The sequence below is a fragment of the Streptomyces venezuelae genome, assembly GCF_008642375.1.
Lineage (GTDB): Bacteria > Actinomycetota > Actinomycetes > Streptomycetales > Streptomycetaceae > Streptomyces > Streptomyces venezuelae_G.
In genome coordinates this window covers 663510-686786 of record NZ_CP029194.1, presented here as the reverse complement: position 1 = coordinate 686786, position 23277 = coordinate 663510, and the positions used below count along the sequence as shown (strand labels likewise).

Genomic DNA, 23277 nt, shown 5'->3' with positions numbered 1-23277 from the left:
GACGGGACGGCCCGCGGCGGTACACACTCGCGCTCCGCGCCCCCGCACCTCCGGAGTCGTCGATGGTCTGGACCTATCGGGAGCAGGGCGTCAAGCTCTCGGTATGGACTTGGAGTTGAGGCACCTCAAGGCGATCCGGGCCATCGCGGACGCGGGCAGTCTCACGCGCGCCGCCACCGCGCTCGGACTCGCGCAGCCCGCGCTCAGTGCCCAGCTCAAGCGGATCGAACGGGCCCTGGGCGGCGCGCTGTTCGAGCGCAGCCGCGAGGGGGTGCGGACCACGGCCCTCGGGGACCTGGTCCTCGACCGCGCCCGGGTCGTCCTGCCCGCCGTGTGCGAACTGCAGGAGGAGGCCGTGCGGTTCGCCCGGGAGGGCGCGGGCGGCTACCGGCTCGGCGGCACCCACGGCCCGCTCCTCGGCGGCCTCGTCGACCGGCTCGCCCGCACCGAGCCCGGCACGCCGGTCACCACGCACACCTCCTGGTCGGAGCGGGAGATCGCCCGCGGGGTCGCCGCCGGCCGGCTGGACTTCGCCCTGGTCGGCGTCTGCGGCGAGAGCGCACCGCCCGAGGCGGGACGGCTCGCCTGGACGGAGGTGGCCCGCGACCCCGTGTACGTGATGCTGGCCGCCGACCACCCGCTCGCGTCCCGTACCGAACTCGACCTGGCCGAACTGGCGGTGGAGGCCTGGACGGACGTCCCGGGCGACGGCTGCTTCGGCGACTGCTTCGCCGCGGCGTGCGTCCGGGCGGGCTTCACCCCGGCCTGCGTGTACGAGACGGACACCGCTTCCTGTGTGCACCTCGTCCAGGTGGGGCGGGCCGTCGGCCTCTGCCGGGCCACCTTCCCGCCGACACCGGGCCTCGTGACCCGCCCCCTGACCGGCGCCCCGCTGGTCTGGCGCCACCTCCTCGGCTGGCACCCCGAGGGGCGCGCCGCCGCACGCGCCGCGACCGTCCTCCACCACACCCGCGCCGCCCACGCGGCGGCCCTCGCCCACAGCGCGGGCCTGCTCACCGCTCCGGGGCATAACGCCGTGGCAGGGGCCGACTGACAGCTCCCGCCGCCCTCTTCGGGATCCCTACGGTTCCGGCAGATCCCCCACCGAACCGAGGAGACACCCCATGCTCCGACGATACGCCCGCGCGGCGTGTACCGCACTGGTCGCCGCCGGGATGGCGCTGGCCGGCCTCCAGGCCGGAACCGCCACCGCGGCCCCGGACGGGAACCCGGCGGTGAAAACCGCCGCTCGGACCCTGGCCGCCGACGCCGCCCAGCCCGAGCTCCTCTCCGCCATGCAGCGCGACCTGGGACTCACCCGCCCCCAGGCCCTCACCCGGCTCGCCAACGAGGCCGAGGCCGGCGCCACCGCCGCCCGGCTCCGCCAGGGCCTCGGCGGCGCCTTCGCCGGCGCCTGGGTGGACGGGGCCGAGTCCGGCACCCTGACCGTGGCCACCACCCGCGCCGCCGACGCGGCCGCGATACGCGCCACCGGTGCGCACGCCCGGCTCGTCCCGCACAGCCTGACCGCCCTGGAGCGGGCCAAGCGGGCCCTGGACCGGGGCGCCACCGCCGAGGCTCCCGTCCGCTACGTCGACGTCCGCGCCAACGTCCTGGTCGTCGAGGAGACGCGGGCCGGCGCCGGTGCGCGGCTCGTCGATGCCGCCGGCGTCCCGCGCGACCTGGTGCGCGTCGTACGGACCGACCGGGCGCCTCGCCCGCTGTACGACATCCGGGGCGGCGACGCGTACTACATGGGCGGCGGCGGACGCTGCTCCGTCGGCTTCGCGGTGACCCGCGGGACCACCCAGGGCTTCGCCACGGCCGGCCACTGCGGCCGCGTCGGCAACACGACGAGCGGCTTCAACCAGGTGGCCCAGGGCAGCTTCCAGGGGTCGACCTTCCCCGGCAACGACATGGCCTGGGTGTCCGCCAACACCAACTGGACCGCCACCCCCTACGTGAAGGGTTCCGGCGGCGCGAACGTCCAGGTGACCGGATCGGTCCTGCAGCCTGTCGGCGCCTCCGTCTGCCGCTCCGGCTCGACCACCGGCTGGCACTGCGGCACCATCCAGCAGCACAACACCAGCGTCACCTACCCGGAGGGCACCATCTCCGGCGTCACCCGCACGACGGTCTGCGCCGAGCCCGGCGACTCCGGAGGCTCGTACATCTCCGGCAGCCAGGCACAGGGCGTGACCTCGGGCGGCTCGGGCAACTGCTCCAGCGGCGGCACGACCTTCTTCCAGCCGCTGAACCCGCTGCTGCAGAACTACGGCCTGACCCTGAAGACCACCGGGACCGACCCCGGCCCCGGGCCCGGCGAACCGCAGCCGGGCGGCACCTGGGCCGCGGGCAAGGTCTACGCGGCGGGCGCCACCGTCACCTACGGCGGTGCGACCTACCGCTGCCTCCAGGGCCACCAGGCCCAGACCGGCTGGGAACCGCCGAACGTCCCGGCCCTGTGGCAGCGCCAGTGACCTCCTACCGGCGGTGACCGGGGGTGCCGCGGACCCGAGGGGGGTGCCACGGCACCCCCCTCGGGGCTCCCGGGCCCGTCCTCAGCCTTCGAGGCCTTCGACGTCTTCGAGCCCGCCCCGGGCGATCACGTCCGCGTACCAGCGGGCGCTGTCCTTGAGCGTCCTGCGCTGCGTGGCGAAGTCCACGTGCACGATGCCGAACCGCTTGCTGTAGCCGTACGCCCACTCGAAGTTGTCGAGCAGCGACCACAGGAAGTAGCCCCGCACGTCCGCCCCGTCCGCGAGGGCCCGGTGCACCGCCGACAGGTGCGCGTGCAGATAGGCCACCCGCTCCGGGTCCTTCACGTTCCCCGACGGGTCCGCGTAGTCGTCGTACGCCGCCCCGTTCTCCGTCACCACCAGCGGCACGCCCGGCAGTTCGTCCCGCAGCCGGACGAGGAGCTCGTACAGCCCGTTCGCGTCGACCGGCCAGTCCATCGCGGTGCGCGGCCCGGGCGCCGGCTCGAACCGTACGTGCCGCTCGGCGCCCGCCCACGGTGAGGGGGACCCGGAGCTGCCGGCCGCGACGACCGAGGGGGAGTAGTAGTTGATGCCCAGCGAGTCGATCGGCGCGGCCGCCGTCGCCAGGTCGCCGTCCTGGACGAAGGACCAGTCCGTGATCCCGGCCGTGTCGCGGACCAGGTCCTCGGGCAGCCGGCCGTGGAAGACCGGGTCGAGGAAGATCCGGTTGCCGACGGCGTCGATCCGGCGGGCCGCGTCCCGGTCCTCGGGCGACTCCGAAAGGGCCCTGACCGCATGCAGGTTGAGCGTCAGGGACACCTCCGCGGAGGCAGGCAGCGCCCCGCGCAGCACGCGGGCCGCGAGACCGTGGGCCAGGTTGAGGTGGTGGGCGGCGCGCAGCGAGGCGAGGGCGTCGGTGCGCCCCGGGGCGTGCACGCCGTTGCCGTAGCCGAGGAAGGCCGCGCACCAGGGCTCGTTGAGCGTGGTCCAGGTCGCCACCCGGTCGCCGAGCGCGTCCGCCATGACGCCTGCGTACTCGGCGAAGCGGTACGCGGTCTCCCGCCGCGCCCAGCCGCCTCCCGCGGGCGAGCCGCCGGTCTCGGACTCCAGCTCCTGGGGCAGGTCCCAGTGGTAGAGCGTCGCCACGGGCCGGATGCCGGCCTCGAGCAGCCCGTCGACGAGCCGCCGGTAGAAGTCGAGCCCCTTGGCGTTGACCGGTCCGCTGCCGGTGGGAACGACCCGAGGCCAGGCGATCGAGAAGCGGTAGTCGCTGACCCCGAGCCGCCGCATCAGGGCGATGTCCTCGTCGAGCCGGTGGTAGTGGTCGGCGGCGATGTCGCCGGTGTCGCCGTTGCGCACCTTGCCCGGCGTGCGGCTGAAGGTGTCCCAGACGGACGGGGTACGGCCGTCCTCGGCTGCGGCACCCTCGATCTGGTACGCCGCCGTGGCGGTGCCCCAGCGGAACCCCTGCGGGAACCGGAGAGCGGTCGGGCTGTCGGGGCGAGCGTCGAGCGCGGTCATGAGGTGGGAACTCCCGTTGGTGAGAGGTCTGTTGGCGAAGTGAGGGGCGCGGGGGTGGCGTCAGCCCTTGACCGCGCCCTGCATGATGCCGCCGACGATCTGCCGGCCGAGCAGGCCGAAGACCAGCAGCACCGGCAGGGTGCCGAGCAGCGTGCCCGCCATGATCACGGACTGGTCGTGGACGTAGCCGCCGCCGAGCTGGCGCAGGGCGACCTGGACGGTCGGCTCGGAGGAGGTCAGGGCGACGATCGGCCAGAAGAAGTCGTTCCAGGCGGCCATGAAGGTCAGCAGTCCGAGCACCGCCATGCCGGGCCGGGCGATCGGTACCACGATCGACCAGAAGATCCGGGCGGTGGACGCGCCGTCGACCCGGGCCGCCTCGATCAGCTCGTCCGGCAGCGTCTGGACGAGGTACTGCCGCATGAAGAAGACACCGAAGGCGGAGACGAGACCCGGCAGGATCACCGACTGGAGCTGGTTCACCCACCCGAGCTCGGCGACCATCATGAACAGCGGGATCACCCCGAGCTGGGGCGGGATCATCATGGTGCCCACGGTGACCGCGAGCAGGGCGCCCCGGCCGCGGAAGCGGAGCTTGGCGAAGGCGAAACCGGCGAGCGTGCAGCACAGCACGGTGCCGAGGGTGATCGAACCGGAGACGATCAGCGAGTTGAGCAGGGCCTTGCCGATGTCCGCCTCTTCGAGCACGGCCTCGAAGTTGCGGATCAGGTTCGGGCCGGGCAGCAGCGACGGCGGGACCTGCGCCAGATCGGCGTTGGAGCGGCTCGCGGCGACGAGGGTCCAGTAGAAGGGGAACGCCGAGGCCAGGACCGCGAGGATCAGGATCGCGTAGGCGACGGGACCCGCGTGCAGGGTGCGGCCCGCCCGGGAGGTGCGGCCGCGCCGGGCCGTGGGCACGGGGGCGGGGGTGGCGGGCCGCGCGGGAGGGCGCGGGACCTCGGTGGTGATCGGCGCGGTCATCGGCCGGCCTCCTTGCGCGAACGGCGGCGCACGATCAGGGCGTTGACCCCGACGACCACCACGATGAGCAGGAACATGACCCAGGCGATGGCGGCGGCCCGGCCGAGGTGGAAGAAGCCCCAGCCCTGCTCGTACAGATAGAGGCCGAGCGTCTGGTACTGGTGCGAGATGCCGCCCGAGATCGACCCCTCCAGCAGCAGGGGCTCCCCGAAGAGCTGGGTCGCGCCGATGGTGGAGACGATGACGGTGAAGACGATCGTGGGGCGGAGTCCGGGCAGCGTCACATGGAAGAACTGCCGCCAGCGGGAGGCCCCGTCCATCGCGGCCGCCTCGTACAGCTCGTCGGGGATCGACTGCATGCCGGCCAGGTAGATCAGTGCGTTGTAGCCGGTCCAGCGCCAGACGACGACGGTCGAGACGGCGATCTGCGAGGCGACCGTGTCGTTCTGCCAGTCGACGGGACCGATGCCGACCACCCCGAGCGCGTAGTTGATCAGCCCGAAGTCCCGTCCGAAGAGCTGCGCGAAGACGAGAGTCGCGGCGGCGACCGAGGTCGCGTAGGGCAGCAGGACCGCCGTCCGCAGGAAAGTGCGGCCGCGCATCCGGTAGTTGAGCAGATGGGCGAGCCCGAGGGCCATGACCAGCTGCGGCACGGTGGAGAGGACGCCGATGGTGAAGGTGTTGCGCAGTGAGTTCCAGAAGAACTCGTCACCGAGCAGCGCGGTGTAGTTGCCGAGGCCCCGCCATTCCATGTCGCCGGGCGTCTGGAGCTCGACCCGGTAGAGCGAGACGTAGGCCGTGTAGATCAGCGGGAAGACGCCGAAGGCTGCGAACAAGGTGAAGAAGGGGGCGATGTAGGCGTACGGCGAGGCCTTCCGCCAGGCCCTGCGGGCGGACGACTCCCGCCGGGGCGAGGAGAAGGCCTTCGGTGGCTTCGCGGGTGCGGTGAGGGTCACGGTGCGGCCCTTCGGGGGAGGAGGCGGGGCGGGTGTGCGGCGGGGCTGGGCGGGTCGGCGAGCAGGCGGTGCGGCGAGACACGGGGTGGCGCCGGGCGGTGAGGCCCGATGGCGGCGAGCGACTGGCGCGGCGAGGCACGGGGGGTGCGGCGCCGGACGGGCGGACACGGGGGAGCGGGTCGCCCGTCCGGCACCGGGATCAGCCGAGGGTGTTCGCGACACCCTTCCGCGCGTTCTCCCACGCCTTCTCGGGCGCGGTGCCCTTGCGCTCGACCTCGCTCAGCGCGTTGGTGATCTGCTGGGCGATGTTCTGGTCGTGCACGCCGAGCACCTGCACCGGGGCCGCCTTCGCCGCGTCACCGAAGATCCTGCCGATCGGCGCGTTCGAGAAGTACGGGTCCGTGGCGGCGGCGACCTGCTCGATCGCTCCGGTCGAGGAGGGGAAGTTCCCCTGCTTCTCGAAGAGCCTGGCCTGCTGCTCGGGCGCGGTGAGCCACTTGATCAGCTCGTACGCCTCCTTCTTGTGCTGCGCGGCCTTCGGCACGGCGAGGTAGGATCCGCCCCAGTTGCCGGCGCCGCCGGGGAGCGCCGCGACGTCCCATTTGCCCTTGCCGGTCTCGCCGGCCTGGCCCTTGATGTAGCCGAGCATCCAGGCGGGGCAGGGCATCGTGGCGAAGGAGCCGGCGGCGAAGGCCTGGTTCCACTGCGGAGACCACTGGTCGAGCTTGGCGCTGAGCCCGTCCGCGGCCGCCTTCACGGAGTGGTCCCAGGCAGCGCGCAGGGCGGGGTTCTCCTCCCAGATGAGCTTGCCCGAGGCGTCGTAGTACCGCTCCTTCTGCTGCCCGATCATGATCGAGTAGAGGCTGCCGACGCTGTCGAGCCAGGCACTCTTGGCGGGGGCCTTCGCCTTGTACCGCTTCCCGAGCGACAGGTAGCCGTCCCAGTCGGCCCACTCCTTGGCGAGCGCCTCGCGGTCGGTCGGCAGCCCGGCCTTGGCGAAGAGGTCCTTGCGGTAGCACATCGCCTCGGGGCCGACGTCCGTGCCGAGCCCGAGCACCTCGCCGTACTTCCCGGTGGCCGCCGCCCACTTCGCCTCGGCGAACTGCGCCTTGAGGCCGTCCGCCCCGTACTTCTTCAGGTCCTCGAACTTGTCGGCCTGCTGCTGCGTGACGGAGGCGATCCGGCCCACCTCGATGCCCTGGACGTCCGCGAGACCGCCGCCGCCGGCGAGCCGGGTCTGGAGGGACTTCCAGTAGTCGGCCTCGTCCTCGGTGTCCGTCTGCTTGATCTTGACGCCCGGGTGGGCCTTCTCGTACTCGGCGTAGAGCCCGGCCTCCTTGTAGCCGAAGGAGCCGAAGAGGTCCACCGTGATCGTGACCGCCCCTCCCGCGCCGTCCGCGCTCGCCCCGTCCGAGGAACTTCCGCAGGCGGCGAGCAGCGCCCCGGTGAGGACGACCGCCCCGAGCCGGACGGCGAGGGTGGTGGATCTGACGGCTCGGTCGATGGGCATGGGGGCCTCCCTGGGCTCCGGGGCGAGCGAGAGAACTGATTGAGAGCGCTCTCAAGAATGCGGTTGGAGCGTGCCCGCGCTCCGGGTGTCCCGTCAAGACTTGAAGGCGTAACGGCTTGGACTCGGGGTGTGGGGCACCCCTAACTCCCCTCTGTGTCCCCTCTCTTGACACCTACGTTTCGAGAGTTTTACGTTTTCGGCCATCCGAAGCGCTTGAGAGCGCTCTCGGGAGGAGCCTTCGACTCCGTACGCATGTCGAACCACCCCCATCCCCGTCCGTGCTCGATCCGTCGTGACGACATGAGGTGCCGTTCATGCCAGCCCCCCGCACTCGCTCCGCCCTGCGCACCCGGCCAGGCCCCCGCACCCGACCGGTCGCCGTGGTGGCCCTGGTCTCCGCTCTCGCCGCCCTGGGACTCGGCCCCGCCGCCGCACCGGCGGCCGCCGCCACCGTCCCCGTGGGTGCCGGAAGCTACTCCGACACCCGCCCCGCCGGCACCTCCGGCCCCACGACCAACACCGGCGCACCGGTCACCCCCAAGGTCACCGCAGCCGCCCAGGGCAAGCCGGTGCCCACCAACGACTGGTGGTCCTCGCTCGCCTTCCAGCGCTACGGGGACAACCCGTACTCCACCCCCATGTACGGCCACCCGCTCACCTACCAGGCCACGTCCGGCGGCCTCGACATCGGCTACCCGACCAGCGCCGCCGTCGTCGGCGACGGCCGCCAGTACGAGTACGCCCACAAGCGCGACCTGACCCTCGGCCTCACCGGGCTCAACTCACCCGACACCAAGGTCGACGCCTGGTCCGACTGGACCGTCACCCCCTACTGGTCCGACGGCGCCCGCACCCTGCGGACCACCATCGGCCACGGCATGCCCTTCGTGTACGCCAAGGGCACGGGCGGCGACGCCCGGATCACCACCGCCACCGCGCCCACCGTCTTCGCCGACCAGGGCAACGTCCTCGGCATCACCGTCGCCGGCCACCACTACGCCCTCTTCGCACCCGGCGGCACCGACTGGAACGTCTCCGGCTCGACCCTCACCGCCGGACTCGGCGGCAAGGACTACTTCTCCGTCGCCGTGCTGCCCTCCACCGACGCGCTCGCGACCTACCGGAAGTACGCCTACAGCTTCGTCACCGGATCCACGGTGAACTGGAGCTACGGCGCGGGCACGGTCCGCGCCACCTACGGCCTCACCACCGAGGCGAAGGAGGGCACCGAGCGTGGCACCCTCCAGGCGCTCTACCGGCACCAGTGGCTGCACACCACCGACCCGCTCACCCCGTACACGTACGCCTCGCCCCGCGGCACGATGAAGGTCCGGGAGTCGGCCTCCTTCACCACCACCCAGAAGGCGGCCGCCACCCTGCCGGGCCTCCCGGGCGGTGCCGGCGTGGACACGGCCCGGCTGCGCGGTTACCTGAACGAGGTCGCGAACTCCTCCGACCCGTTCTCCGGCGCCACCGACACCTACTGGACGGGCAAGGCCCTCGGCAAGCTCGCCCAACTGGTGCCGCTCGCCGACCAGATCGGCGAGGGCGCGATCCGGGACAAGCTCCTCGGCCTGATCAAGGGCCGCCTCCAGGAGTGGTTCACGGCAGGCGGCGCCACCGAGTTCTCGTACGACAACGCCTGGAAGACCCTCACCGGCTACCCGGCCTCCTACGGCAGCGACACCGAACTCAACGACCACCACTTCCACTACGGCTACTACGTCTACGCGGCCGCGATCGTCGCCCAGTACGACCAGGCCTGGGCCGCCGACTCCGCCTGGGGCTCCATGGTGAAGACCCTGGTCCGCGACACCGCCAACCCCAGCCGCACCGACGGCGCCTTCCCCTTCCTGCGCGGTTTCGACGTCTATGCCGGACACAGCTGGGCCAGCGGCCACCAGGGCTTCGCCGCGGGCAACAACCAGGAGTCCTCCTCGGAGTCGACCAACCTCAGCGCCGCGCTCGTCCTGTGGGGCTCGGCCACCGGTGACACCGCGCTGCGCGACCTCGGCACCTACCTCCTCACCACGGAGGGCGAGGCCATCGCCCAGTACTGGTTCGACGCCGACCAGCAGGTCTTCCCCGCCGGCTTCCAGCACGACACGGCCGGCATGGTGTGGGGCAGCGGCGCCGCCTACTCCACCTGGTGGACCGCCAACCCCGAGGAGATCCACGGCATCAACGTCCTTCCCGTGACCGGCGGTTCACTCCACCTCGGCGGCCACAAGGACGCCGTCCGGCGCAACATCGCCGAACTGGAGCGCGAGAACGGCGGACCCGCCGTCGAATGGCGCGACATCCTCTGGGAGTTCCAGTCCTTCGCCGACCCGGCCGCCGCGAAGGCCAAGTGGGACGCGGGACACGCCGGATACACCCCGGAGGCGGGGGAGTCCAAGGCTCACACCTACCACTGGCTCACCACGCTCGACGCGCTCGGCGCCCCCGACGCCTCCGTCACCGGGTCGATCCCCACCTCGGCCGTCTTCACGAAGGGAACCGCACGGACGTACGTGGCCCACAACCACGGCTCGACCGCCCGTACGGTCACCTTCTCCGACGGCAAGTCCCTGACGGTTCCCGCCCGTTCCACCGCCACGGGCAACGGCACGGGCGGCCCGGACCCCGATCCCGACCCGGAGCCGTCCACCGGCAACACCTTCCAGCTCCGCACCGGCGGCACGCTCACCACGGCGACCGGTGCCACGGCGGGCAGCGACACCGTCCTCTCGGCGCAGGGCGCGAACCACGACGGGACCCCGAGCCGTCCGCTCGTCTACGAGGCCAGGGGCGTCAACGGCACGCTCAGGGCGGGCGGTTCCACCGCCTTCCGCCTCCAGGTCGACGCGGGCACGGCCGTCGGCCTCGGCCAGCAGGCCCGGATCAGCTACGACCTCACCGGTGACGGCACCTTCGAACGGACGGAGACGTACCACTACTTCGCGACCGACCCGGTCACCGGCTGGGAGGAGTACGCCCAGTCCCGCGGTCTCAAGTCCGCCACCGGAACCCTCGGCAACCTGAACGGCGGGACGGTACGCCTGGAGGTGTGGAGCGCGATCGGCAACGCCGACTCACGCGTCCAGACCGGCACGGACCGGTCCGTGGTCGTCATCCCGTACGACTGACCCGACACCCCACGCGGAACCCGAGGACAACGGGGGCGGCGGGCCCGGAGCACTCTCCGGTCCCGCCGCCCCTCCTTCGTGTCAGGCCGAGTCGCGGCGTACGAGCGACGTCGGGGTGATCACGGAGCCGGGAGCCGCGCCGTCGGTCCCGTCGAGCAGCCGCATCAGCAGCTTGACCATCAGCCGGCCCATGCCCTCGATGTCCTGGCGGATCGTGGTCAGCGCCGGCGAGGTCCGGTCGATCACCGAGGCCATGTCGTCGAAGCCCACGACCGCCACGTCCTCGGGCACCCGCACCCCGCGCTCCCGCAGGGTGCGCAGCGCGCCCGTCGCCATCAGGTCGTTCGCGACGAAGACGCCGTCGACGTCCGGCCGCCGGTCGAGGAGCTCGGCCATGGCGCGGGCACCGCTCTCCTCGGTGAACGAGCCCTGGCACAGCAGCTCCGGATCGGCGTCCGGCAGGACGTCGTGGTAGCCGCGCAGCCGGTCGACGGCGGACGTCTGGTCGCGGGGCCCGGCGATGTGGGCGACCGTCCGGCGTCCCAGACCCACCAGATGACCCACGGCCTCCCGCGCGCCGCCGCGGTTGTCGCAGTCGACGAAGGGCACGGCCGGGTCGGTGCCCGGAGCGGGGCGCCCGCCGAACACCACGGGGATCCGGGCCCGGTCGATGAGGGCGGGCAGCGCGTCGTCACTGTGCAGGGAGAAGGCGAGCGCCCCGTCGACGTGCCCGCCGCCCAGATAGCGCGCGATCCGCTCGTGGTCGCCCGGACCCTCCACCCACAGCAGCACCAGCTGGGAGTCGTGCGCCGTCAACTCCCGGCTGATGCCGCGCACCTGCTGCTCGAAGAACGGATCGGAGAAGATCCGGAACTCCGGCTCCTCGATGATCACGGCCACCGCGCCGTTGCGCCGGGTGACCAGGGTGCGCGCCGCGTGGTTCGGGACGTAGCCGAGCTCCTCGACCGCCCTGTTCACCTTCTCGACCAGTGGAGCGCGCACGCCCGCACCCCCGTTGACGACGCGGGAGGCCGTGGCGCGGGACACCCCCGCGCGCGCGGCGACGGCTTCCAGCGTGGGGCGGGACCCCGTGGTCTGATCGGGCAAGGCGGTCGCTCCTCGTCTGGCGTCTGCTGAGCTGCGGTCCGGCACCGACCAGGATATCCGCAGCCCCTCCCGCTTGAGAGCGCTCCCAGAGGGGAGGGGGGTGGAGATCAGGCGAGGAACTCGCCGTTGCGGGCCACCACGGCTCCGCCGTGCACGACCATGTCCCGCTGGGGCATGTCGACGACGACCTGCGGCAGGCACTCGGCCCGCACGAGGACGAAGTCGGCCGGGGCGCCGGGCGTGAGGTCGGCGTGGGCGAGGCCCATGACGTCCGCACCGCCGTGGGCCGCCACGCGGTAGCAGTCCTCCAGCTCCTCGTCGAGGCGCACGTCCCGGACCCAGCCGAGCAGCTGCGCGCGGTGCAGCATGTCCGCGTTGCCGAACGGGCTCCACGAGTCGCGCACGCCGTCGGAACCGAGCCCGACCCGCACCCCGTGCTCACGCAGCCGCGCGATCGGCAGGACCAGGGCGTCGGAGGGTGCGACGGTGGTGAGAGCGATGTCCTGGGCGCCCAGGTCGGCGGCGAGGGAGCCGAGTTCGCGGTCCGGCAGGCCCGGCAGGCAGAACACGTGGCTGACGGTGACCTTGCCGGCGAGCGACAGGGCCCGCGTGCGGTCGATGATGCCGCGCATCGCCTTGAGGCCCTTCTCCCCCCGGTCGTGGAGGTGGATGTCGACGCCGACGCCGTGGCGGTCCGCGATGCCGAAGACGGCGTCGAGCTGTTCGTCGAGGGCCTGGTCGAAGCCGATCGGGTCGATGCCGCCGATCATGTCGATCGTGCCCTCGCGCGCCGCCCGCTCCAGGAGCGCCACCGTGCCCGGCGTACGGACGACTCCGTGCTGCGGGAAGGCCACGATCTGGACGTCGAGCGCGTGGCGCAGCTGCTCGCGGGCCTCCGCGAGCCCCTCCACCCCGGCCAGACCGTAGGCCGGGGCGACATCGGCGTGGGCGCGCATCGCCCGCGTGCCCCGGGTGACGGCGTGGGCCATCAGCCCGTACGCGCGTTCCGCGACGGGGCGGCGCTGGGCCCGGAACAGCTCGACGTCCTGGGCGACGTAGTCGGCGATGGTGCTCGCCGGGCGCCGTGACACCCACGAGCCGCCCCAGGTCGTCTTGTCGGGGTGGATGTGCGCGTCCACGAGCGAGGGCAGCGCGATCCGGCCGCCGCCCTCGACGACCTTCGCGCCCCGCGGCGCGGGGCCGCTCGCGACGCGCCCGTCGACGACCACGAGGTCGGTGGGCTTCGCCACGCCGAAGGGGCGGACGTTCCGGAAGACCACGGCCTTGACGCGGCGGCCGGCGGCGCCGGACACGGCGGCCTCGGAGTGCGAGGGGGCCGTGGCCTGGGCGGAGCTCGCGGTGGCGGCCATGGCGGCCGTCGTCCCGGCGAGGGCAGCGGCCCCGGCGAGCATGGTGCGGCGGGAGAGGGCGACGGAGGCGGACGAGGAGGGCTGCACGGGGACTCCTTGGGGTGGGGCCGGTGGCTCCACGTTTTTGTATACCAAGGCGATGAGGTGGGACAAGGGTGCGATCGAGAGCCCACGAAATCCGCACTTCACGACGCTCACGCGCGTCGAGGGGTGATGTGGAGTCTTGTCTTGGTATACAAATACTCTCAGGCGTCGCCGAAGAGGGAGCGCAGCGCGACGGCCCTGCTGTCCCGCACGTGCAGCAGCGTGCTGGCCGCCGCGGCCTCCGCGTCCCCGGCGGCGATGTGCCGGAACATCTCCGCGTGCTGGGCCCGCATGTGCGCCGGCTCCTCGCGCAGACCGAACAGCAGCCGCAGCTGCCAGCTCAGCTGCTCCATGGTGCGGGCGAGCAGCGGATTGCCCGCCAGCTCCACGACGCCCTCGTGGAACGCCGTGTGGGCGGCCACCTCCCGCGCCCCCTCGCCCGCCGCGGCCGCCGACTCGGCCTGCCGCAGGGCCGCCTCAAGACCGGCGAGCCTCTCGGCGCCGTCCGCCGCCAGGGCCCGCGCCGCGAGCCGCGAGGCCTGGACCGCCAGCGGTTCCCACACCTCGTACAGATGCTCCACGTCGGCCCGCTCCAGCCGGCGGACGCGCACCCCGCTGTGCGGGAGCAGTTCGAGCAGCCCCTCGGCGACGAGCGCGCGCAGCGCCTCGCGCACCGGGACACGGGACATGCCGAGCTCCTCGGCGACCTCGCGCTCGACGAGCCGGGCCCCCTGCGCGTACCGCCGGTCGACGATGCGCTGCAGCACGGCCTCACGCGCCCGCGCGCTGAGCGAGGCCGCCCCGGTCCTCCCGGTCTCCGCCACTGGCCGTGTCCCTTTCCGGTCGGCGCCCTTACCGGGCCGCGGGGCCCGTCGACGCGCGGATGACGAGCTCCGGGTCGAAGAGGAGCTCGCCCGTGGGGACCTCGCGGTTGCTGACCAGGGCCAGGACGCTGCGGCCGACCTCCAGGGCGAGCCGGTCCGCGGGCTGGCGGACCGTGGTCAGGGCCGGATCGGTGAACTCCGTGACCGTCGAGCCGTCGTAGCCCACCACCGAGACGTCGTCCGGCACGGACAGGCCCTGGCGGCGGATCCCGCGCACGGCGCCCAGTGCCATGAAGTCGCTGGCCGCGACGATGCCCGTGGCGCCGAGGCCGACCAGCGTGGAGGCCGCGGCCTGCCCGCCCTCCACGCTGTACGACTGGCGGACGACCCACTCCTCGGCGTCGGCGATCCCGCGCCGGCCCATGGCCTCGACGAAGCCCCGCACGCGCCGGTCGGCGGGCCGGTTCCCCGCCGGGCCCGAGGCCATGCCGATGCGCCGGTGGCCGAGGCGGTGCAGATGGTCCACGGCCAGCTCGGCCGCGAGCGCGTCGTCGGTGGAGAAGACCGGGGCCGGCACACCGTCCGCGAACTCGCCGTTGATCCCCACGTACGGCACGCGGCGCTGCCGCAGCAGCTCGTAGCTGTCCGTGTCCGCGCCCTCCACGGTGTTGGACGCGGAGAGGAAGACGACGGCCGCGACGCCCTTGTCGACGAGGGAGGTGAGGAAGTCCAACTCCTGCACGCCGCCGGGGAAGACGGGGCAGAGCACGGTCTTGAGGCCGTGCGGGGCGAGCGCCGACTCGATCCGCTCGGCGACGTCCGCGAAGAACGGGTTGGAGACGAACTCCGTCACCACCGCGACCAGTTGCCCCTGCGTGACCCGCTCGTAGCCGAGCTCGGCCATCGCCTGCTCGACCGCCTCGCGGGTCTTCCTCGACACGCCCTGCCGCCGGTTGATCACCCGGCTGACGGTGGCCTCGCTGACCTGTGCGTGGGCTGCGACGTCGGTGATCCCGACCTTCATCGCGGTCCTTCCGTGAGTACGAGCGACACCAGACCGCCACGCGGGACGGCCAGCGGGCGGGGCCCTTCCGGCAGGAGCGCCAGCGGATCATCCATCATACGGCCGTCCGGCCCGTGGACGCGGGCGGCCACCCGGCCGCCGCCCCCGGTGACGTCCACCATCACCCGGTCCCGGTCCGAGCCGTTGACCAGATGGAAGCGGCGGTACGCGGCGAAGTCCAGCTCCACCACCCGGTCGCCGTGCACGCTCACCAGGCACTCGTCGCCCCGCGCCGCCACCACCAGCGGGTACAGCTCGTCCGGCCGCCCCGGCTCCACGAGACCGTCCAGCAGCAGCTCCCGGTGCCGGCGCCAGCGCCCGAGCCAGAACCGGACGGCGGCCAGGTGCTCCGGCGGCGCCTCGTCCAGCCGCACGGAGAGCTGCGGGACCGCGTGCAGCGAGCCGATCAGCTGGCGGGCCACCGCCTCGACCGACGCGGAGCGGGACCACATCAGCATGTCGGAGTGGACGGCCCCGCCCACGGCGAGCAGCGAGGTGTCGAGGGTCCGCACCCGGTTGGCGGTCGCGTCCGCCGGGCAGTCGAAGGAGCGCAGCATGTTCCCGAACGGTGCCATGCCCGGGCCGACGTACGGCTGGCGCAGTTCGAGCAGCAGCCCGGGCCGTACGGCCTCCAGGGCCCGGCGCACGTCCGTGAGCAGCCCGGTCATCGCGAGGCCGACGTCCCCGGCGCCGTCGCCCGCGTAGACCGCCGCCTCGTCGAGGAAGTCCAGCTTGAGCCCGTCGACGCCGTACTCGCGCACGAGCGAGACGCACAGTTCGACGACGTGCCGGCGGACGTCGGGCAGGCGCGGGTCGAGCACGAAGGCGCCGGGCACGGTGGCCCGCGCGGGCGCCGAGGACGCCCAGCGGTGGTGGCAGTCGGCCTCGGGACCGAGCAGCAGCGGCGCCGTCCAGAGGAGATAGCGCAGCCCCCGCTCGCGCACCCGGGCCACATGCCCGGCCAGGTCGGGGAACTTGGCGGGGTCCGGCTGCCAGTCGCCGCAGCCGGCGTAGCCCCGGCCGTTGCCGAAGAGCTGCCAGCCGTCGTCCAGGATGAGCACCCCGCAGCCCAGCTCGGCGGCCGGCCCCGCCTGCGCCTCGACGGCGTCGGCGGTGACGTCCTGGTTGAAGGCGTACCAGGTGGAGTACACGGGGAGGCGGGCCGCGTCCGGCACCGGCATCGGCGGGAAGGCGGCGGCGAACCACCTGCGCAGCGGCCGCATGGCGGCGGCGACGGACGGCGCGCGGGGGACGAGCAGGAGGCGGTGCGGCCCGTCGGAGGCGGGGAGGCTCAGATGGACGACGTGCGTGTCGTTCTCCTCCGACACGCCGAAGCGGACCGTGGCCTCGGGGACCGGGTCGGCCGCGGCGAACGCGAGGAGGGTGGCCCCCGAGTGCTCGTACAGGCAGCCGACGGCCGGCCCGTCGACCAGGCAGACCCGGCTGAGACCCTCCCAGTCGGCCACCAGCGTCCGCCGCCAGCCGCCCTGCGGATGCCAGAAGCCCGCCGCGTCGCCGAGCGGCACCGAGAGCCGGATCTCCACGGGAACCCCGTCGGCCCGCACGGAGAGCATCCTGGGTCCGCCCGGCAGGGAGGTGAGCTCCCAGTGGGGGCGGACCTCCGGGCGGCCGGGGGCGAGGACGGCGATCGACACGTCGTCGAGCAGCGGCTCGGTGGGGGCGGGGGCCGCGTGCGCGGTGGTCACGGTCTCTTTCACGGGGATGCTCACGGAAGTACTCATTCCTTCACCGCGCCCGCGAGGAGCCCGGAAACGAAGTGGCGCTGGAGCGCGAGGAAGACGATCGCCATCGGTACGGCGGCGATGGCGGTGCCGGCCAGGATGGCGCCGTAGTCGGTCTCGTCCAGTCCCTGGAGGGAGGCGAGCGCCACCGGGATGGTGAACGTGCTGTCGTCGCGCAGCACGATCAGCGGCCAGATGAAGTCGTTCCACTGGTAGAGGAAGAGGAACAGTGCGAGGGCCGCGAGCGCCGGGCGCAGCGGGGGGAGGGCGACCCGCAGGAACAGCCGGAACTCTCCGCAGCCGTCCATCCGGCCCGAGTCGAGCAGCTCCTTGGGCAGGGCCGCCATCGACTGGCGCATCAGGAAGATGCCGAAGGGCAGGGCCAGATTGGGGGCGATGACGGCCTGGTAGGTGTTGAGCCAGTGCAGCTCGGCCATCATCTTGAAGAGGGGGACGAGGGTGATCTGCGCGGGCACCACCAGGCCGAGCATGAGGAGCCCGAACAGCGCCTCGCGGCCGCGGAAGCGGTACGTGGCGAAGCCGTAGCCGGCGAGGGTGCACACGGCGCCCGCGAGGAGTGTGTAGACGCTCGCGATGCCCAGGGAGTTGAGCACGACCCGGCCGAAGTCGGCCGTCTCCTGGAGGGTGGCGAGGTTCTTCCCGAGGTGGCCGCCGGGCAGCAGGGGCGGCGGGCTGTCGAAGATGTCCTGCGAGCTGTGGGTGGCGCCGACGGCGAGCCAGTAGAAGGGGACCGCGACGGCGGCCAGGGCGATGGCGAGCCCGGAGGTGAGCAGGATGCTCCGGCCGGGGTGGCGGGTGCGGGCGGCGGTCACGACTTCTCCCCGAGCAGGCGGAACTGGATCATGCCGAGGACTCCGACGAGGACCGTGAGGGCGTAGGCGACGGCGGAGGCGTAGCCGAAGTCGAAGTACTTGAAGGCGTTCTGGTAGAGGTACACGCCGATGGTCAGGGTCGCGTTGTCGGGCCCGCCTCCGGTGAGGACGTACGGCTCGTCGAAGAGCTGGAGCGTGCCGATCGTGGACAGGACCGTCGTGAGCAGCAGCGCCGGCCGCAGCCCGGGCAGCGTGACGTGCCGGAAGGCGCCGAGTGCCCCGGCGCCGTCGACTGCGGCGGCGTCGTACAGCTCGCGCGGGATCGTCTGCAGCCGGGCGAGCAGGATCACGGCGTTGTAGCCGGTGTAGTGCCAGGTCAGCGCGAGGCCCAGGGAGATCCGGGCCCACAGCCCCTCGGTCAGCCAGGGCACCGGGTCGATGCCGACGAGGCCGAGCAGCCAGTTGACGAGCCCGTACTCCTCGTTGAGGAGGACGGAGAAGACGATGCCGTACGCGACGAGGCCGGTGACCATCGGCAGGAAGAAGCCGAGCCGGAAGACGGGCCGCCCGCGCAGCAGGGTGGAGTCGAGGGCGACCGCGAGCCCGGTGGCGAGCGCCAGCATCAGCGGCACCTGCACGACGAGGATCACGCCGGTGTTGCGCAGCGCGGTCCAGAACAGCGGGTCGTCGGCGAGGCGCAGGTAGTTGTCGGCGCCCACGAAGGTCTCGGTGCCGCCCACCGTGCGGTGCAGGCTGAGAAGGAACGACCAGGCGATGGGGTAGAGCTTGAACCCGGCGAAGAGCAGCACCGCGGGCAGGACGAAGAGGTACGGGGCGGCCGTGCCCCACCGCCCGCGCCGGCGCGCGGAGCGGCGGGGTGCGGCGGGGCGGGACACGGCCGCCGCGGGCGTGCTCGGTGTCATCGCACGTTCTTCCGGCCGGTCTGGCGGGCCAGCTCGCTCGCCGCCTCGCCGAGGACCTTCGCCGGGTCGGCGCCCTTCAGCAGGACCTTCGACTGGGCGTCGGTGACGAGCTTCAGGGCGCGGGCGTAGTCGGCGGTGTAGTTCACGGCGGAGCCGGGCGCCCTGAGCGCGCCGAGGAAGATCTCGCCCTTGCGCTGCCCGCCGAAGAAGGCCGACGGCTCGTGGAAGACCGAGTCGTCGTACGCCTTGAGGAGCGCGGGCGCGATGCCCTTGCCCCGGTAGATCCGCACCTGGGAGGCGGGGCGGGTCAGCGCGAACTCGACGAAGGACCAGGCCGCCGCCTGCTGCTTGCTGCTCCCGGCGACCGCGAGGTGCGTGGAGTTCACCGTGGCCGCGGTGGGGCCGCCGCGGCGCACGGCCGGGGGCAGCCGGACCTTCCACTTGCCGGCCTCCTCGGGCACCTGCTCCTCGATGATCCCGCCGAACCAGGTGGGCCAGGGCAGGACGGCGGCGGTGCCCTTCTTCAGGGAGCTCATCAGGGCGTTCCAGCCGCCGGCCAGATTGCTGACGAGCCCGGCGTCGTTCATGGTCTTGATGAGCGTCATCGCCCGGACGGCCTCCGGCGAGTCCAGGGTGATGCGGCCCTCCAGGTCGAAGTAGAAGGCGCCCTGGAGCTGGAGGAGCATCTGGAAGAAGTTGGCGGCGTCGGGCTGCGAGGCCGGCTTGTCGATGCCGAGGAGGTGGGCGCCCGTGCGGGCCTTGAGCTGCTTGCCTGCCTCGATCGTCTCGTCCCAGGTCTGGAGCGCCCCGACGTCGACCCCGGCGCGTTCGAAGAGGTCGGACCGGTAGTAGAAGCCCGCCGAATTGGCTTCCCACGGAAGGGCGTTCACCCGCTTGCCATCGGGGGAGACGGTCTGCCAGAGACCGGCGGCGAAGGCGTCCTTGTGGGCGGTGGCGCCCAGTGGGGCGAGGTCGGCGAGGCCGCCGGGGAAGCGCTCGACATAGCCGGGCAGGTAGTCGACGCCGATGTGCAGGACGTCGGCGAGGCCTTGGCCGCCGGCGGCGAGGCCGGTCGTGATCTTGTCCCAGATCGCGGGGTTGCCGATGTCCTCGACGGTCACCTGGATGTCCGGGTGGGACTTGTTGAAGTCCGGTATCAGGGCCTTGAGTTCGGCCGCCGGGCCCTGCCAGGACCAGACCGTGATCTTCCCCTTGCGCGGATCGCCGGCGCCGCCCGAGCCGCCCGCGCCGGTGTCGCCGCTGCCCGAGCAGCCGGTGAGCGCCGTCAGGCCGGTGAGGCCGAGTCCGGCCGCCGCCAGGGCGCTGCCCCCGCGCAGTACCTGCCGGCGTCCCGGCTGTCTTCCACTCTGCTGGTCCGTCATGGCGGATCCCCTCGCTCGCTTCGTCGCGGTCGTGACGGAGCCGGACATTACAAGGCGGCCCGTTCAACTTGCAATGCTTCAATGAAAACTTTCAGCTCGACCAACTGTTGATTGATGTCGAGATCATTGCAATCCTTCGCCGACTGTTGCTAGCGTGCCGCGCGCCCCGACCTGACCCGATCCGGGAGAGACCCTCATGACGCGTTCCCGCCTGTCGTTGCTGTCCGCCGTCGCCCTGCTCGCCTCCCTCGCCGCGGGCGGCTCCCCGGCGATGGCCGGCCCGCCCGTCTCCGATGACTCGCCCGCCGCCGCCCCCGCCCCCGCCGTGCTGGCCGTGGCCGATCCCGGCTTCGAACAGGGCGGTACGGGGTGGGAGTTCACCTCCGGAACGGGGGTCGGGAGCAACTACCCGCACGCCGGGAGCCGGCAGGCCTACCTCGACGCCGGCAGCGGCATGAAGGTCTCCCAGACCGTGACGGCCACCGGCCACGGCGGCTACCTCGTCTCCGCGTGGATCGCCACCGGCGGCGCCGGCGGTCGGTACGTCCTGCGGGTCAACGGCGCCACCGTCGCCGAGCGGACCCTGCCCGCCGCCGCCAACTACCGCCGCCACACGCTCGGCAGGATCGCGCTCACCCCCGGGGACCGGCTGGAGATCGCCTTCGAGTCCGGTCAGGGCTGGGTCAACGTCGACGACGTGATGGTCTCCCCGGCCGCTCCCGCCGACCCCCGCGTCTCCTCCAGCGACCCCGAGATCGTCGAGATCTTCGACTGGGCCAAGAGCAAGGCCAACAGCTGGGTCCACCTGCCCGGCACCGAAGGCCCCCTCGACGCCGACGAGCGCCAGACCGGGGGCACCGGGACCGGCGTCTACGCCCCCTCCTACTGGGCGGGCTACGCCAACCGCAGCGGCTACTACTCCCGCGACATGGCCCACCAGCTCTCCGGCGCCGGTGTCCTGGGCCTGCACACCGAGAACAGGGAGATGCTCCGCGCCTTCGCGGCCTCCGCGACCGCCGAGCACGCCTACTACCCCGTGTGGGCCCTCAACTTCGACAACCGCTCCTACCTCTCCATCGACTACCGCGACCCGAACCTCTTCGTCCGGGAGGTGCCCGCCCCCTTCGAACTGGTCCAGAAGGCCGAGGAGGCCTACCGCTGGAGCGGCGACCCCGCCTACCTCGACGACCCCGCCCTGTGGGAGTTCTACCGCCACGCCACCGACGAGTTCGTCACCCTCCACGACGGGCAGAAGGACAACGGCCGGGTGAGCGTGGCCGAGGGCACCGGCAGGGGCATCTTCCGTGGCGTCGCGAGCTACAACGAGCAGAGCGACGAACCGCTCGCCGAGGCCGGCGACGCCATCGGCTCGCAGTACCAGGCCTACCGGGCAATGGCCTCGCTCGCCCGCGCCAAGGGCGACCACCCGCTCGCCGCCCGCTTCGAGCGCAAGGCCCGCGACCTCAAGGCCTACTTCAACTCCACCTGGAGCGGCACGGGTTCGGGCGCCGACATGGTGCGCGGATACACCACCGACGGACGAGCCCTGACCGGCTGGGGCAAGGAGAACAGCTGGTTCATGCCGATGAAGCAGATCCTCGCCCCCGGGGACCGGCGCGAGGCGTACCTCGACTACATCGACCGGCAGGCCGAAGGCGAAGGACGCCCCGGCAACATCGAGGCCCTGACCTACCTCCCCGACACCTTCCTCACCAACAACCGCGCCGACACCGCCTGGAAGTGGATGCGCCACATCTACGCCCAGAAGGATGTCCAGCACGTCAACACCCGCCAGGGCACCAACGGCGACTACCCCGAGGTCTCCTTCACTCTCGTCGGACAGACCGTCCAGGGCCTGATGGGCGTCGCCCCGGACGCCCCCGCCCGCACCCTCGCCACCCGGTCGCGCCTGCCCTCCGGCATGGACTGGCTGAGCATCGAGGACCTGCGCGTCGGCGACTCGGCCTTCACTCTCCGCCACGACACGGACCGCCGCTCGACCCTCACCCACACCTCGGGCAGCGCCCCGTACACCTGGGTGGCCCGCTTCCCCGGCGCCCACGCCGCCGTCTCCGTCGACGGCGTGGTCACGAAGGGGCGCACCGAGGTGATCGACGGGGCGACCTACACCGTCGTCCGTACGCGCGTGGCCCCCGGCCGTACCGTCACCGCCGAGGTCCGATGACCACGTCCGGCGCGGCCGCCCGGGACGTCCAGGACCCCAGGAGAGGCGAATTCCCCGGCGGGGCGGAACTGTTCCGGCTCGACCCGGCGGTGGCCCATCTCAACCACGGCTCCTTCGGCGCCGTGCCCCTGCCGGTCGCCGAGGCCCAACGGCGGCTGGCGGAGGAGGCGATGGCCGACCCCGACGCCTTCTTCGTCGGCGTCCCCGACCGCATCGCCGCGGCCCGGGCGCGCGTCGCGGCCCACCTGGGCGCCGACCCCGACGGGATCGCCTTCGTCGCCAACGCCACCGAGGCCGCCAACCTCGCCCTCGACGCCCTGCGCCTGAACCCCGGCGACGAGATCCTGGTCACCGACCACGGCTACGGCACGGTCGTCGCGGCGGCCGCCCGCCGCGCCAGGACCGCTGTCGTCAGCCTCGACCCCGGGCTGCCGGACGAGGACGCGGTGACCGAGGCGGTGCTCGCCGCGCTCACCCCTCGTACGCGAGTCGCCCTGCTCGACCGGATCAGCTCGCCCACCGCCCGGCCGCTCGCCACCCCCCGGCTGCTCGCCGCGCTCCGCGAGCGCGGGATCACCACCGTCGTCGACGGCGCCCACGCCCCGGGCATGCTCGCCGAACCGCTCGCGGGAGAACCCGACCTCTGGTTCGGCAACCTGCACAAGTGGGCCTACGCCCCGGCGGGCAGCGCCGTCCTCGCGGTGGCCCCCGCCCACCGGGCCCGGGTCGCCCCACCCGTGCCCTCCTGGGAGGACGACCGGGGCTTCCCACGCGCGGTCGAGTTCCGCGCCACCGTCGACTACACCGGCTGGCTCGCCGCACCCGAGGGCCTCGACCTCATCGCGGGCCTCGGTGCGGCCCGCGTCCGCGCGCACAACGCGGAACTGGTGTGCCACGGAGCGGAGTTGCTCGAAGAGATCCCGGGCGTGACAGCGCTTCCGTACGGCGAGGGCCTGGCGATGCGATCGCTGCGCCTGCCCGCCGGCCTGGCCCGCACGAAGCAGGAGGCGACCGCGCTGCGCGAGGAGATCGCCGCCCGGTTCGGCTGCCGGGTGCTCATCTGGAACCGGTCCGGGGGCGGCGGCATCCGGATCTCCGGGCAGATCTACAACAGGCCCGAGGAGTACGCACGCCTCACGGCCGGCCTGCGCGACCTGCTGGCCCGCGGCTGACCCGAGCTGCTCAGCG

The 23277-nt window shown here is 72.9% G+C and carries 17 protein-coding genes; 5 read left to right on the top strand and 12 right to left on the bottom strand.

Annotated features, from left to right (window positions below; translation table 11 throughout):
• The first annotated feature begins 103 nt into the window (after positions 1–103).
• Positions 104–1054 (top strand): LysR family transcriptional regulator, encoded by a 951-nt coding sequence (locus DEJ46_RS03110; RefSeq protein ID WP_150264044.1) that lies wholly within the window; start codon positions 104–106, stop codon positions 1052–1054.
• A 70-nt stretch (positions 1055–1124) separates the two neighbouring features.
• Positions 1125–2480 carry a carbohydrate-binding protein gene (locus tag DEJ46_RS03105; protein WP_150264043.1) on the top strand — a complete coding sequence of 452 codons (1356 nt, stop codon included), beginning with the start codon at positions 1125–1127 and terminating at the stop codon, positions 2478–2480.
• Between the two features lie 81 nt (positions 2481–2561).
• Here DEJ46_RS03105 and DEJ46_RS03100 read toward each other — a convergent pair whose 3' ends face one another.
• The 4 genes from DEJ46_RS03100 to DEJ46_RS03085 form a co-directional block, all read right to left on the bottom strand.
• A complete protein-coding gene (locus tag DEJ46_RS03100; protein ID WP_150264042.1) occupies positions 2562–4001 on the bottom strand; it encodes a GH1 family beta-glucosidase in 1440 nt (479 codons plus the stop codon).
• Between the two features lie 60 nt (positions 4002–4061).
• Positions 4062–4982: a carbohydrate ABC transporter permease gene (locus DEJ46_RS03095; RefSeq protein WP_223834478.1), complete on the bottom strand. Its 921-nt coding sequence runs from the start codon at positions 4980–4982 to the stop codon at positions 4062–4064.
• On the bottom strand, positions 4979–5938 hold the full coding sequence (locus DEJ46_RS03090) for a carbohydrate ABC transporter permease (protein ID WP_150264041.1): 960 nt from the start codon (positions 5936–5938) through the stop codon (positions 4979–4981). The genes DEJ46_RS03095 and DEJ46_RS03090 overlap by 4 nt, the downstream gene beginning before the upstream one ends.
• 199 nt (positions 5939–6137) lie before the next feature.
• Positions 6138–7448 carry an extracellular solute-binding protein gene (locus DEJ46_RS03085; RefSeq protein WP_150264040.1) on the bottom strand — a complete coding sequence of 437 codons (1311 nt, stop codon included), beginning with the start codon at positions 7446–7448 and terminating at the stop codon, positions 6138–6140.
• A gap of 314 nt (positions 7449–7762) precedes the next feature.
• Here DEJ46_RS03085 and DEJ46_RS03080 point away from each other — a divergent pair, with 314 nt between their 5' ends.
• Positions 7763–10576 (top strand): glycosyl hydrolase, encoded by a 2814-nt coding sequence (locus DEJ46_RS03080; RefSeq protein WP_150264039.1) that lies wholly within the window; start codon positions 7763–7765, stop codon positions 10574–10576.
• Between the two features lie 81 nt (positions 10577–10657).
• On the opposite strand, the gene DEJ46_RS03075 is transcribed toward DEJ46_RS03080, so the two are convergent.
• From DEJ46_RS03075 to DEJ46_RS03040, 8 genes are all read right to left on the bottom strand, one after another.
• Positions 10658–11683 carry a LacI family DNA-binding transcriptional regulator gene (locus DEJ46_RS03075; protein ID WP_150264038.1) on the bottom strand — a complete coding sequence of 342 codons (1026 nt, stop codon included), beginning with the start codon at positions 11681–11683 and terminating at the stop codon, positions 10658–10660.
• A 107-nt stretch (positions 11684–11790) separates the two neighbouring features.
• Positions 11791–13140: an amidohydrolase family protein gene (locus tag DEJ46_RS03070; RefSeq protein ID WP_150264037.1), complete on the bottom strand. Its 1350-nt coding sequence runs from the start codon at positions 13138–13140 to the stop codon at positions 11791–11793.
• A gap of 158 nt (positions 13141–13298) precedes the next feature.
• Positions 13299–13961 (bottom strand): GntR family transcriptional regulator, encoded by a 663-nt coding sequence (locus DEJ46_RS03065; protein WP_150264036.1) that lies wholly within the window; start codon positions 13959–13961, stop codon positions 13299–13301.
• A gap of 28 nt (positions 13962–13989) precedes the next feature.
• Positions 13990–14985, bottom strand: a complete 996-nt coding sequence (locus tag DEJ46_RS03060) for a LacI family DNA-binding transcriptional regulator (RefSeq protein ID WP_150264035.1) — start codon at positions 14983–14985, stop codon at positions 13990–13992.
• The gene (locus tag DEJ46_RS03055; protein WP_223834477.1) at positions 14982–16754 is read right to left on the bottom strand and encodes a glycoside hydrolase family 36 protein; all 1773 of its coding nucleotides are present in this window, start codon (positions 16752–16754) and stop codon (positions 14982–14984) included. Before DEJ46_RS03055 ends, DEJ46_RS03060 begins: the two co-directional genes overlap by 4 nt.
• Positions 16755–16762: 8 nt before the next feature.
• The gene (locus DEJ46_RS03050; protein ID WP_055639783.1) at positions 16763–17599 is read right to left on the bottom strand and encodes a carbohydrate ABC transporter permease; all 837 of its coding nucleotides are present in this window, start codon (positions 17597–17599) and stop codon (positions 16763–16765) included.
• Positions 17596–18522 carry a carbohydrate ABC transporter permease gene (locus tag DEJ46_RS03045; RefSeq protein WP_150264033.1) on the bottom strand — a complete coding sequence of 309 codons (927 nt, stop codon included), beginning with the start codon at positions 18520–18522 and terminating at the stop codon, positions 17596–17598. The genes DEJ46_RS03050 and DEJ46_RS03045 overlap by 4 nt, the downstream gene beginning before the upstream one ends.
• A complete protein-coding gene (locus DEJ46_RS03040; protein ID WP_150264032.1) occupies positions 18519–19904 on the bottom strand; it encodes an ABC transporter substrate-binding protein in 1386 nt (461 codons plus the stop codon). The genes DEJ46_RS03045 and DEJ46_RS03040 overlap by 4 nt, the downstream gene beginning before the upstream one ends.
• Positions 19905–20100: 196 nt before the next feature.
• Between DEJ46_RS03040 and DEJ46_RS38955 the strand changes: the two genes are divergently transcribed.
• A complete protein-coding gene (locus DEJ46_RS38955) occupies positions 20101–22089 on the top strand; it encodes a hypothetical protein (protein ID WP_223834476.1) in 1989 nt (662 codons plus the stop codon).
• Positions 22086–23261, top strand: coding sequence for an aminotransferase class V-fold PLP-dependent enzyme (locus tag DEJ46_RS03030; protein WP_150264031.1), 1176 nt, complete (start codon positions 22086–22088; stop codon positions 23259–23261). Before DEJ46_RS38955 ends, DEJ46_RS03030 begins: the two co-directional genes overlap by 4 nt.
• The last annotated feature ends 16 nt before the right edge of the window (positions 23262–23277 follow it).